General features: G+C 65.8%; 10 protein-coding genes. 7 read left to right on the forward strand and 3 right to left on the reverse strand.

Going from position 1 to position 12776, the window contains the following annotated elements; genetic code table 11:
- Nucleotides 1-139 precede the first annotated feature (139 nt).
- Together ACN9MW_RS20405 and ACN9MW_RS20410 are read left to right on the forward strand one after the other, a co-directional pair.
- Nucleotides 140-1438, forward strand: a complete 1299-nt coding sequence (locus ACN9MW_RS20405) for an SGNH/GDSL hydrolase family protein (protein WP_426162349.1) — start codon at nt 140-142, stop codon at nt 1436-1438.
- Between the two features lie 128 nt (nt 1439-1566).
- Entirely contained in the window at nt 1567-2793 is a 1227-nt protein-coding gene (locus tag ACN9MW_RS20410; RefSeq protein WP_426162350.1) for a PrpF domain-containing protein, read from the forward strand.
- Between the two features lie 262 nt (nt 2794-3055).
- Here ACN9MW_RS20410 and ACN9MW_RS20415 read toward each other — a convergent pair whose 3' ends face one another.
- The 3 genes from ACN9MW_RS20415 to ACN9MW_RS20425 all read right to left on the reverse strand — a co-directional run bounded on the left by ACN9MW_RS20415 (nt 3056) and on the right by ACN9MW_RS20425 (nt 8158).
- Nucleotides 3056-6406 carry a TcdA/TcdB pore-forming domain-containing protein gene (locus tag ACN9MW_RS20415; RefSeq protein WP_426162351.1) on the reverse strand — a complete coding sequence of 1117 codons (3351 nt, stop codon included), beginning with the start codon at nt 6404-6406 and terminating at the stop codon, nt 3056-3058.
- Nucleotides 6407-6564: 158 nt separating this feature from the next.
- A complete protein-coding gene (locus ACN9MW_RS20420; RefSeq protein ID WP_426172255.1) occupies nt 6565-7482 on the reverse strand; it encodes an arsenic resistance protein in 918 nt (305 codons plus the stop codon).
- An 82-nt stretch (nt 7483-7564) separates the two neighbouring features.
- The gene (locus ACN9MW_RS20425) at nt 7565-8158 is read right to left on the reverse strand and encodes a cysteine hydrolase family protein (RefSeq protein ID WP_426162352.1); all 594 of its coding nucleotides are present in this window, start codon (nt 8156-8158) and stop codon (nt 7565-7567) included.
- A 216-nt stretch (nt 8159-8374) separates the two neighbouring features.
- On the opposite strand from ACN9MW_RS20425, the gene ACN9MW_RS20430 reads away from it, so the two are divergent.
- The 5 genes from ACN9MW_RS20430 to ACN9MW_RS20450 all read left to right on the forward strand — a co-directional run bounded on the left by ACN9MW_RS20430 (nt 8375) and on the right by ACN9MW_RS20450 (nt 12759).
- Nucleotides 8375-9232 carry a hypothetical protein gene (locus ACN9MW_RS20430; RefSeq protein WP_426162353.1) on the forward strand — a complete coding sequence of 286 codons (858 nt, stop codon included), beginning with the start codon at nt 8375-8377 and terminating at the stop codon, nt 9230-9232.
- 3 nt (nt 9233-9235) lie between these two features.
- A complete protein-coding gene (locus ACN9MW_RS20435; RefSeq protein ID WP_426162354.1) occupies nt 9236-9730 on the forward strand; it encodes a hypothetical protein in 495 nt (164 codons plus the stop codon).
- Complete coding sequence (locus ACN9MW_RS20440; protein ID WP_426162356.1) at nt 9727-10905, forward strand: MFS transporter; 1179 nt, start codon at nt 9727-9729, stop codon at nt 10903-10905. The genes ACN9MW_RS20435 and ACN9MW_RS20440 overlap by 4 nt, the downstream gene beginning before the upstream one ends.
- A 182-nt stretch (nt 10906-11087) precedes the next feature.
- Nucleotides 11088-12026: a DMT family transporter gene (locus ACN9MW_RS20445; protein WP_426162357.1), complete on the forward strand. Its 939-nt coding sequence runs from the start codon at nt 11088-11090 to the stop codon at nt 12024-12026.
- A complete protein-coding gene (locus tag ACN9MW_RS20450; RefSeq protein WP_426162358.1) occupies nt 12013-12759 on the forward strand; it encodes an alpha/beta fold hydrolase in 747 nt (248 codons plus the stop codon). The genes ACN9MW_RS20445 and ACN9MW_RS20450 overlap by 14 nt, the downstream gene beginning before the upstream one ends.
- Nucleotides 12760-12776: the final 17 nt, after the last annotated feature.

A 12776-nucleotide genomic window follows, 5' to 3' on the forward strand; every position in this document is an offset into this window, starting at 1 on the left:
AGGTGAATCAGTCCGATTTTTACACGGCCGCGCAAATAACTTTACGACTGAACAATATCCTGCCGCCGCAACTAGGACCAATTAACCCCCCGCCCCCCGCCCGGTCACGCACCGGGTCCTTGCTTCACGGAGCCACATCTTGAAGAATTTCATCATTCCCGCCCTGTTCTATTGCCTCAGTCAGGTAGCCAGCGCCGCGCCCGACCCCGGCCTCGGCGCCTGCTATTCTCCAGACGGACCGCTGAGCGAAGAACAGCTGCTCGGCCGATCCCGCTCGGAATGCGAGACAGCGCCGGGCGCCACCACCCAGACCTATCTGCGCTGCTTCTTCCGGGTCGACGACGACGCCCGCCGCCCCGCCACCAGCTATGCCTGGGCGCGCGAGGCCGATGGCGAGTATTACCGGGTCGAGGGCTACTGGTGGTCGGCCAGTCCCCTTCAATGGCGCAATATGTTCTATAGCGACGCCACGCAGGAAGCGCTGGCGGAAACTTGCCGCAGCACCCTGGAGCACGCCGGCATCGACCGGCCGCTGGCGATGTTTGCGGCCGCCAACAACGCGCTGTCGTTCAACCACACCATCTGGAGCAACGACGTGCCTACGCCGGCCGGTGCGATCAACAAACTCATTGCCTTCGGCGACAGCCTGTCCGATACGCAGAATATGTACAACGCTTCGCTGTGGCGGCTGCCGAACAGCCAGAGCTGGTACCTGGGACGGTTCAGCAACGAGCAAGTCTGGACGGAGTATCTGGCCCGGCACCTCGGCCTGCCTCTGTATAACTGGGCCGTCGGTGGCGCCGCCGGCGATACCGCCCACCTGGTAGTGCCGGGGCTGCTGCAGCAGGTCCGTTCGTGGCGCCAATATATGCAGGAAGCCAGCGGCTATCGCGCAGAACATACCCTGTTTACGGTCTGGATCGGCGGCAACGACTTGCTCACTTATGGCCGCAGCGTCGACCAGGTGAGCGCCAACGTCACGCAAGCGCTGGCCGAAATGGTCGACGCGGGCGCCCGGCACATCTTGCTGCTCAACCTGCCCGACGTCTCGCGCGCACCGGTCTTCAAATACCGCGGCGATGCCACCCGTATCGCCGCCCAGGTCCGCGACTACAACGCCAGACTGGCGGCACTGGTCCAACGTCTGCGCAGCCGGCATACCGACCTCAATCTCCAGTTGTATGATGCCTACGCCTTGTTCAACGACGTCTTTGCCAATCCGGCACGCTACCAGTTCGCCAACGTCACGGACTCCTGTCTGGAGATCAACCGCAGCTCCTCGCTCGATTACATGCTGCGGCAGCGCACCCGCGCCAGCTGCCGCGACCCGCACACCTTCCTGTTCTGGGATACCCTGCACCCGACCACCCAGACTCACCGCCTGCTGGCCGAACGCTTGGGGCAACAGGTGAAGGCCATGCTGCCGGGACTGCGCTGAAGACCTGCGCCGGGGTGCATCGGTCCGAGAAAGCAGCACCATGCCGGCGGCACGCCCCTGCCGGGGCTAGCATCACGCCCACCTGCCTGGCGCCCGGCGCCGAACCCTTTCCCAAGCCGAATCCGACAATGCACGATTACCCGAGCTTCCCCCACCCTATGCTGCAGCACTTGCGGCCCTGCATGCTGGACGGCGTGCTGCAATTCCCTGTCTACGCCATGCGCGGCGGCACCTCCACCGGCGCCGTGCTGTGGCAGCCCCAGCTGCCGCCGGCCGGCCCCCTGCGCGACGAACTGATCCGCCTGATCATGGGCGTTCCCTTGCACCACGATGTCCCGGGCGACCGCCAACTGACCGGCCTGGGGCGCGGCACCCCGACCAGCAACAAAGTTTTCCTGGTCGAGGTCGACGCGCACTCACGCGAGATCACCAGCACCCTGGCGCAACTGGCCCCGGGCCGCAGCGCCATCGACTGGAGCGTCAATTGCGGCAATATGTCGGCCGCCCTGCCGCTGTTCGCGCTCGACAGCGGCCTGCTGCCGGCCGGCCCCGAGAACGGCGACCTGCGCATCGCGATCCAAAACCGCAATACGGACAGTGCACTGAGCGCCCAGTTGCAGCGCGTCGGCGGCCGACTTGCGCAGGTGGCAATTCCCGGCGTGATGGGTTACCACCCTGGCGTCGACCTGCACCTGCATCACCCCGCCGGGGCCAAGACCGGCGCCCTGCTGCCCACTGGCCGCGCGCGCGACACCATTTTCGGCGTCACCGTCAGCTGTGTCGACGTGGCGGTGCCAATGGTGATCGTGGCGGCCTCCGAACTGGGCAAACGCGGCGATGAAACGCCGGCCGAACTGGACGCAGACAGCGACTTCAAAGCCCGCCTACGCGTTCTGTGGACCGAGGCCGGCCTGCGCATGCGCCTGCGCGGCGACGACGGCGCGCTGCTGAGCGCAGCCCGTCTGGCCGCCAGCGAAACCATGCCGAAGGTCTGCCTGGTGTCGGCCCCGCGCGAAGGCGGCGACATCGCGGCCCGCTACTTTACGCCGCAGCGGGCGCACGCGGCGCTGGCGGTCTCTGGCGGCTGCTGCCTGGCCGCCGCCTGTCTGGTTCCTGGGACAGTGGCCCACGCTCTGGCCCTGCCGCGCGGCGTGCCAGTCGGCGACCCTGGCCTGCATAGCGTGCACATCGAGAATCCGGCCGGTATCTTGACGACCCTACTGGATACGCGTATGGTCGACGGCCAACTTGACATCGTGCGCGCCGCCTACCGCCGCAGCGCCCAGGTTCTGATGCGAGGCCACGTGCCGCTGCCGCAGGCATCGCCCGCGCTGCTCGCGTGCTATGGCGCTTAGGCGACTGCGCGGCGCAAAGCGGCGTGCTTCGTGATGCGACAGTCCGGCTCGTGAAGTTCTCGGTCGCCGCATTGCGCGACAGGCCGCCAGCGAAATCGGCTGCGGCGGACGACAGGGAAGAACATGGATGATCGTCCCTTGCAGCCAGCAGCAGCGCCCCGACCGCTTTCCGTCGTGCCGCGCAGATGCCCAAGGTATGGCGGCCAACACCGGCGTTGGCGCCAACCATGCCGCAAGGCCAGCGCCGTCAGCGGTTCTTTTCTTACGCCGGTCCGCCGGCTGGGTGCGGCAGCGCGCCCGGCCCGGCCAGGAGTCCAGGCGCTTGCGGCGTGACAATGGCGCGCTGGCCGGCCGCCCCTTCACGCGCAAAACTGCTCATTTCCTGCTTCAGCAGCCCCGTGTCCATCATGCGCAGCGACGTATGCGCCGGCGCTGTACTGGTCTCTGTCCAAGGCAGATGTTCATCCGCCCCGTGTTGGTTGCGCGGGTGCACGCGCAACACCTCGCCTTTGCTCACATCGATGATGTCCACTTGCGTCAGACCATCGACGATGAGGCGCACCTGGGACGCGATCCTGTCGCTCTTGGCTTGGCCCGAATGTCGGATCACCAAGGTGCTGCCGACGCGCATGACGTCGTCCACCTCGTTCACGCCGCTGGAGAGGATGCCTATCACCGTGCCATCTCCGACGCCACGCATGAGACACTTGCCGGTGGCGGTACGTTCGAACACGACGATGCCGTTCGACATCTTGCCCAGCACCGTAAAGCTTGCCTGCCGGTCCTCCGGAAGATCCGCCGGGCGATACACCTTATATTCGTCGCCGTAGTGCTCGGGTTGCAGCCGCACCCATCCCTTGCCCGCGCCATCCTCGATCGGAACGAATGTGTCGTGTTCATAAATCCTGGCCAGGTCGTCCGAGTAACCGCCCTTTTGCCGAACCACCGAATCCGCCATCTCCCCCTTCAGGCCCAGCAAGCGCGGCTTGCCACCGCCGGGGCGCAACGACAGGATGCGGCCATCGCCAGTCTCGATGACGAAGCCGTCGCCGCTGATCGATGCCGACTTGACCCATCCTTTGATGTCGGGCGGACCGCTCAACGGGTCGGCGATTTCAAAGCAATCGGGCGCGCTGTCGTAGCGGGCGTCCAGCTTGTGGCTGTAAAGCTTGCCCATCGAAGGGTCGAACAGCCATACCTTGCCGCCCATGATCCCCAGGTAATCCGGCCGCTTGCCCGGCGTGTTGCCCGCCACCAGCAGGTGGCGGCCGACGTCGTACCAGCCCGGGCTGATGCCGCCGTCCGCGCTTTGGATGCCGGCCACGCTGAGAATGCCGGCGCTCGCCTCCATGCTCAGATTGGCCAAGTCCTGCGGCAGAGTGGCCCGGTGTGCCGCGCTCCAGCTGGCATCGACGCCGAGCACCCGCCGGCTCAGATCGCCTGCGACGCGGTACAGCACCCCGTCGGCCGCACGGCCCAGCAATTCACCGGAGACGCGGTCATAGCGCCCGCCGGGCAAAGTCATACCCTGCGCGGGAATGCCCAGTACTTCGACGGTGCTACAGCCGAAACTGCCGGCCAGCGCACCCAGCGCGCCCAGCAGATTGCCCTGGTGCGCCTTGACCCAGCTTGCATCGACCAGCAGAATTCCTGCGCCATTGTGCGCGTTGCGCACCAGACTGGCCCCCGGCTCCGCCCGGCATACCAGGTAGCCGCTCTTGGCGCTGAAGCAGCCTTCCAAGGCCTGCCCGCCAGGGCCCGGATAGCCGATCACCTCCAGCTTGTCCGCCCCCTGCTCCTTCGCCAACTGCGCCAATGAGGTCAGCAAGGTCTTGGCGTGCGCTTCGATCCACCCCGCGGCGACACCGCCCAGCTCGATCTTCCTGGCCTGCGCGTCGACCTTGTACAGCGTACTGTCCGCCTTTTGCACGCACACCTTGGTGTTCGCCGGGCGGTCGATCCAGACCTGCGCGCCGCCGATGGCCAGATGGTCGCCCTGGAACGCGATCGCATCGCCCAGGCCCTTGGCGCCGGCGTCCAGCAGCCAGGTCGACTTGCTGTCGCCATTTTCCTGCAGGGTGACGCTACCGTAAGCACTCAAGGCCAAGGCGTATTTTCCACCTTTGCCCCGCATGCGGTACTGCATGTCCCAGTTGGTGCCATGGCCATCCTTGATCTGGGAGCGCGCCATATTTGGCATCACCAGGGTCTTGCTGGCCTGGCCCAGGAGCACGTCGACCGTGGTCGATTCGAACGTGAGATCGATTCCGGTCAGCTCATCCTCGCTCTTGATATAGGTCTTGAAACTGATCGGGTTGCCCTTATCGTCGAGTTTGCCGTCCATGCCGCGTATCACGGGACCCAGCCCCACGGTTTGCACGCCATGCACCATCTTCGCTCTGGCCGCCGGCATGAAGGGCAACAGCACCAGGTCGCGCTGCTCCGGCAGCGCTATGGTGTGCTTCACGCCCAGCCCTGCGTGGATTTCGAAGGTGCGGCCATCGTCAAACGGTTCCAGCGTAGCCTCCCAGCCGCCCGCGGCCGAACCGCCCATCCCGCGCCGCCCCTCCTTGTACTGCAGCATGTCGAACTTGCCGAAGGAGACGGTGTTGTGCTCCAGGTCGAGCGTACCGATCGGCACCCCGTATTGCGGAATCAACGCCCTCCCCTCCTTGTCCAGCCCATAACCGGCGTGGTGGTAGCCTGCGTTCAGGATGTCGAAGTATTCCTTGGTCTTGCTGGCGCGTTCGTTGCCTTGCTCGATCGCTTCGACCAGCCCGGCGACATACCAGCCGACGGCCGCAGCGGCCAGCCCCACGCCACCGAGCGCGCCAGCCACGGCTTCCGCACCGGCGATCTCGGCGACCACGCTCGCCACTTCGAGCCCGGTGCCCAGCAGGTCATTGGTGAGCTTGGTGCCAGCCACCATCTGCGCGTCCGGCGACTGGGCTTTGGCCAGTTCGATGGCGTCTTCGAATGCCAGCCCCCCTTTCAGCACCACGCCGGCCGCACCGAGAATGCTTGACATGTTTTCGGTTATCAACGCGACTTTTTCGAACTTCATCGCTTCATTGAGCGCTCCAGCAAAGGCGTTCAGGCGCTGCAGGCCCACCACCGAGTAATCGACCTGTTCGGCGACCTTCACAAAGGTCTCCGCTTGTAGCGACTGGCGTACGACTTCGCCCAGCTCCGCCTGCTCGCCGACCTGCACCTGCGCCTCCAGCGCTTCGTCGAGCATCGCGGCGTACGCGCCGCCCAGCGCCAGCTCTTGCGACCCGGGCGCCGGCGCACCGCCGCTCTGCGGTTGCAGCTCGCCGTCCTCGACCTTGAACTTGCTTTGGATGGCATTGGTCAGCTCGCGCGTGTAGGCCAGCGCCTGCCGCAAGGGGACAGCCCCGACTTTACAGGTGAGCAACTTGCTCGGATCGTTGCGTTTCATGAAACTGACCTGACCGCTGGCCGTGTCGTAGCTGCCCAGCATCGGCACCCATTCACTTCGCTCCAGGCCCTGCTGTTTCATCAACACGGCCAGGCCCTGCCGCAATGCACGCGCTTGCTTGCGTGCTTCCAGCACGGCCATCGCTTGTCGCTCTTCTGCGTTAAATGAACCCATTTATCTCTCCTTGACGTGACAACGTTCAACAGCCAACGGGGCCAGGCCGCTGCCTGACAGCAGTCCGAACCGGGTTGGGAACCGGCTTCAGGCTAGCCTTTCGCTAACGAGGCAGCGCATCGACGGTGCAATTTCGGACGGAATCACGCGACCCGCACTCAGAGGCGTGCGGTGGGCGTCGCGGCGCCGAGGACGGGCAGCATGCGGATGTAGAGCAGTTGGAAGACCAGTTCGACGCAGGTCTGGGCCACGATGACGGCCGGCAGGATGGGAACGGCGCCCGGCACGGCCAGCGCCAGCGGCAACACCACCAGCGAATTACGGGTCGCCGCACTGAATGCGACGGCGCGGCCCGCGGTCGGCGCCAGGCCCAGACAGCGGCCGGCACACCAGCCCAGCAGCGGCGCCGCCAGCGCGAAGGCCAGGTACACCGGCAACACCTGCAGCACCGCCGCCGCCGCGGCGCCAAGTTGCGGCAGCATAGCCACCATCATCAGCCACAGCACCAGCGCCGTGGCGGGCACCGTCAGGCTGGTCAGGCCGCCGGCGACGCGCCGGCCTGCGCGCGACGATGCGGCCCAGTATTGCAGCAAAGCTGCCAGGGTCAGCGGCAGCAGGATCATGGTGCCGAACGCGTGCAGGAATGCGGTGGGCCGTACCAAGTCCGCTTCGGCCTGGCCTAGAAACAGCCGCAGGTATAACGGCAACAGCGCCATCTGCGCCAGCAGCAACAACGGGGTTGCCGCCAACAGCAGGCGCGCGTCGGCCCGGCCAAGGTGGGAAAAGGTCACAACGTAATCGATGCAGGGCGCCAGCAGCACCAGCAGCACGCCCAGGCGCAACAAGGGCACCTGCGGCAGCCAGTGCAGCAGGAACACCACCAGGAGCGGGATGCAGACGAAATTCACCGCCAGCAAGGCGGCCAGGAAACGCCCCTGTCGCAGCGCCCGCCCCAGCTGTCCCAGCGGAACTTGCAGGAAAGTGAGCGTCAGCATCAATGCCAGGCAAGGCTCGATCGCCTGCGCCCATGCCGCACTGTGCGGCAAACAGTAGGCCCCCAGTGCGCCCAACAGCATGGCGCCGAAGTAGCAGGCGATCTGGTGGCGCTCCAGCGCCGCGCGCAATACCTGGCAAGCCGACGCGGCGCTGTCCACCGCTTCAGTCCTTCATGCAGGCGCGCACTTCGTCCAGCGTGCGCACTTGCGCCACCTGCGACAGCGCACCGGACAAGGTGGCGCGGTGCTGGTCCAGGCTGCGCGCCGCGCAGCAATCGGACAACACGGTCACCCGCAGGTCGCGGTCATGCGCCTCGCGCGCAGTCAGGTCAATGGCGTGGCACGTCGAAACGCCGGCCAGCACCAGTTGCCTGATGTTCTTGGTGCGCAGCAGTGATTCGAGCGGCGTGCCGTAAAAGGCGCTGACGCGCGGCTTGACGATCACCAGCTCGTCCGGATGCACGTCGAGTTCCTGGTGGAAGGCGGTGCCCCATCCACCCAGTTGCAGCGCACCGATCTGGTCGGCCTTGCCGAACATCGACCACGAACCGAGCGTGGTGCTCGTGCCGGCTACCAGGGCAACCTTGACGTGGCCGATGTGAAAACCCTGCGCCCGCGCCCAATGCAGCGCTTCGTTGCTGCGCGCGATCACGCCGCACGCCATGACCATTGGCGCGCAGCCGGCCATCTTGCCGTCCGGGTGCACCAGGTCGTTAATGAAATCGACTGTCAGGAATAAGGGCTTGGAATCGTTCATGAGACTGTCCTTGGGCGAGAAATGTGGCTGCGATGCTAACGCTCGGGCGCCCCGCGGCAGAGGGACCGCCTCATTTCCCGGACCAATTCCGAGAGGCGGGGTGCAATCGTCCTAGAAATTGCCCTTGGGAAGTTATTAGTGCTGAGTAGCCACATACTGCGGACCGGATCGGCAAGGCCCTTGCCGAATAATTCGATCAGACCAGGAAACTGTTCCATGAACCATAAACTGAAAATTGCCGCCTTGCTGCCCCTGTGCGCCACCCTGCTCGCCTGCGGTGGCGGCGGCACTCATGCCGGCGCTAGCACGTCCAGCCTGACCCCGGCTCCCGCCTTCAAGCCGAGCGGTTCGCAACGCCTGGCCGACGGCATCTGGTTCGGCACCAATGCCGATGGCAAGCCGGCCTTTGCGCTGCTGCACGGCCAGAACAACGATGCCGAAACCGAGTTCTATTTCGCCGACGGCGTTGGCGAGGACAATTATCTTGGCACCTATAGCGGTTTCCTCAAGCTCAACGATGGCGACATCGGCGGCGCAAGCGTCGTCGCTCCGCTCCACTTCGTGCATGCCGTCATGAGCGGCCACGCCGACGCCGCGAACACCCTGTCCGCCACCTTCGACCTGGCGGACCGCTATGTCGCCGGCGCACCATACGGCAGTTATGCGATGACTTACAGTGCCGACAACAACCGTCCCGCCAGTCTCGCGGAGGTGCGAGGCAACTACTCGCCCACGGCGCGTACACTGCCCGGCTACCAAGGCTACGACACGGCCACCACACCGCGCCTGTCGATCGACGCCCAAGGCAAGGTGATCGGCAAGTTGTTGGGCTGCAACCTGGATGGCTACATCCGGGTGCTGGATCCGTCCAAGAACATCTACCGATTTTCGGTAACGGCCAAATCGGATACGCCCGGCATGGGCTGCGTGCAGGGCGACGCTTCCGAATCGCTCGACCTGAATGGCTTCGCCGCCCTGGTCACCCTGCCCCACGACAAGGTGCGCAGCCTGATCTTCGCCGCAAGCGGCGGCAGCAACCTGCGCATGTTGGCCGGTGCGGTGCCCAAGCAGTAAGCCATGCACCTGCTGCCCCGCCGCCTGGTTCTGCGCTGCGCCGCGTGCGCGACGCTGGCAGTCTCCACTGCCCTGATCGTGCACGCCGGCGTGCTGCAATGGGCCGGGCAGCTGAGCGGCGCCTTGGCCCAGGGCCACGTCTTCCCCGGCCCGCAGCAATACTCGGCTGGCATCATTGCCATGGCCTGGCTCACCGCGCTGGAACCGGTGATGGCGCTGATGGCCTTGAATTATGGCGCAGGCCACCGCCTGCCGGCGCGCCTCCTGCCGCGCGCCGGGCTTCTGGCCGTGGCCGTGCTCGCACTAAAAGGCGACTTGTTGCGCCAGGCCTGCATGACCAGCTTGGTCGCCAGCGCGGCCGGCCTGGCCGCGCCGTGGCGCTATGGCCTGTTATGCCAAGCCGATGTCTGGCTCGCCAACGGCGCGTTGGCATTGTGCGTGGCCTGGCTGGGCCCGCGCCGCGCTCCACCAAATGAACCCAACCTGGAGCATCGATGAATCCCATTCCCCTTTCGCGGCCAGCAATCGCCATCCTGCTATTGTTGCTGGCCTACCCGCAACTGAGCCAGACCATGTACGCGCCGGTGTTGCCCGACATTGCTGCCGCCTACGGCATCAGTGCCGGCCAGGCGCAATGGACCATGAGCTTGTACTTCGCCGCCTTTGCCCTTGGCGTCCTGTTCTGGGGCCGCATTTCCGACCTGAAGGGACGCCGCCCCGCCCTGTTCGGCGGTTTGTGCTGCTACGTCGCCGCCGCCGCCCTGGCGCTGGTGGCGCGTAGCTTTACCGTCCTGTTGCTGGCGCGCGCCTGGCTGGCGTTCGGCATCAGCGTCGGCGCCGTCGTCATGCAAACCATGGTGCGCGACAGCTACCAGGGTCCTCAGCTGACCAAAATGTTTTCCGCCGTTGTCACGGTGCTGGCCTTCTCGCCGGCCATTGGCCCCGCCTTGGGCATGCTGGTGGCCAGCCATTACGGTTATCACGGCGTGTTCGCCTGCCTAGGGCTGCTGGCCGCGCTGGCACTGCTGTGCGCCGCCTTCATGCCGGAAACCCGGCCGCGGCATCAGCCGGCCCCGGTGCCCATGCTCCGCGTCGCGCGCCATATGCTGACCGACCGCCATATCTGGATCTCGGCCGCGCTGGTGGCCGGCTTCAACCTGATCCTGTTCGGCTATTACGTGCTGGCGCCGCACACGTTCGATGAATTGGGCATGCCGCACTGGCTGTCCGGCGCCAGCGGATTGTTGCTCGGCCTGGCGGCCGTCGGCGGCGCCCGCCTCAACAAGCTGGCGCTACGGCACTACCGGCCGCGCCAGCTGATCCGCCGCGCCTGCCACGCCGGGCTGGCGGCGGCCCTGCTGCAGTTGCTCGCCTTGGCCGCCGGCGCCCGTGCGCCGCTGCCGGCGGCGTGCGCCGTGCTGGCCACGCAGGTGGTCCTGATGCTGTGCTTCGCCTGCGCCATTCCCAGCATTTTCGCCGCCTCCCTGCAGCACTACCGCGCGGTGCAAGGCAGCGCCAGCGCCATGTACGGACTGACCTATTACCTGCTGATCGCCGCCGGCCTGGCCGCACTGGGCGCCCTGTACCACGCGCAAACACTGGCCCAGCCGGTGTTCATGCTGGTGGTCAGTGCCGTCCTGATGCCGGTGGCGCATTGCTGGGCACAGGACTGAAAGCTGCCACCGCATGGTCCTGGCCCGTGGGCGCGGCGGCGCGCCGCCCGCTCGGCAGGCCGGACCGGTCCTGCTTTTCGCTTCCCGGAAGCGCAACGCGCCTCATCGTGTGCATGATCCATGCCGGCGCCCGATGTCGGTCTCGCAGCCCGTTCGAGCCCTGGCACCAAGGAGAACGCATCATGCACACACAACAAAGAACCCTGCTCGACTATCTTCTCTTATTGGGCATCGGCACAATCTGGGGCGGACAATTCCTGTTCAATGCCTTCGCCGTCGAGAGTATTCCGCCCGCCACCACCGCGGCTCTGCGCGTGTTGATTGGCGCGGCGACGCTGACCATGCTGGCCGGCTTCACACGCCGACCTACGCGCCCGTTACCTGCAGCCGGCCGCAAGGCGCCACTTTCGCCCGCACTGCTGTATGCATTGATTGCTCTGTTCGAGGCAGTGCTCCCCTTTTTCCTGATCGTTTGGGGGCAGCAGCATGTCGACAGCGGTATCACGGCGGTGATGATGGGCAGCGTGCCGATCCTGACAATGCTCCTGTCTTTATGCATAAGCAAACACAGGCGCCCCGGCTGGCCGGCGATGCTCAGCGTTCTGCTCGGTTTCGCCGGCATTATCATCCTGGTAAGCCCTGCCACCAACCACGGCAGCGGCCACTTGGTCTATGAAGGCGCCATCTTCCTGGGCTGTGCCAGCTTCGCCTTAAGCCTCAATCTCTTGGAACACCTTCCGCATGACAACCCGATCCGCTCCGTACGGACCATCTTGTGGTATGCCGCCTTGCCGCTGGCGATAGCATCGTTGCTGATCGACCATCCCTGGCAACTGACATGGACGCCGGGCGCGCTGGGCGCCGTGGCCGTGCTGGGCACGGTCGAGTCCGGGCTGGCTTACCTGATGTACGCCGCACTGGTACAACGCCGCGGCCCGGTATTCACGTCGCTGTCCAATTTCATCGTTCCCGTGGTCGGCGTGCTGCTCGGCGTGGCGCTGCGCGGCGAGCACTTCGGCCTGCGCCAGGCGAGCGCGCTGGCGCTCACGATTGCCGCGCTGGCGGTCAACGGGATGCCATCCTGGCTTAGAAAAAAGGGGATCAACCATGTCTCACCGTAAACAATTCGTCCTGCTTCCGGGCTGGAGCAACCATGGCGACCGCATGTGGCGCGACTTGATCGAACACCTTACGCCACACTACGACGTGCACACCATCGTCGTGTCCAACCAGTCCAACGCGGCCGGCATGGCCAGGGAAGTGCTGCAGCTGGCACCGCCGGAATTCACTTTGCTCGGGCACTCCCTGGGCGGGCTGGTGGCCCAGCATCTGGCCCTGATGGCGCCGCAGCGGGTGCAGCGCATGGTCCTGGTGTGCACCTATCCGGGCAATGCCCCGGAGGCGCAGCGCGAGTTCTTCCGGCACGGCATGCTCACGCCCCTGCTCAACGGCACCATCGGCCAGCATTGGCCGCAGCTCAACCAGTCCTGCGTCGATCCGCGCCGCGCCGGGGAGCGCGACCTGCTTGACGCCCTGGCCGCCTGCCAGCAGTTGCCGCGCGCCGGCCTGGTCAACCAGACCCGGGTCCTGATCAACGCCTGGGATATTTCCGCGCGCCTGACTGCACTCAGCATGCCGACATTGATCCTGTACGGGCGGCAAGACCAGTTGTTCAGCATGGAGATGCAGCGGCTGATGCTCAGCAAGCTGCGCCGGGCCGAACTCAAAGTCATCGAGAATTGCGGGCATCTGCCTGCGCTTGAGCGGCCACAGGCGACGCGCGAGGCGATCCTCTCGTGGCTGGCGCAGTCCACGCCAGGCGAAGATCGGAGGAAGGACGGGCAGCCTGCCTGAGCGCGCCCCTTGCCACG

Source organism: Pseudoduganella sp. R-34 (assembly GCF_049904655.1).
Taxonomy (GTDB): Bacteria; Pseudomonadota; Gammaproteobacteria; order Burkholderiales; family Burkholderiaceae_D; genus Rugamonas.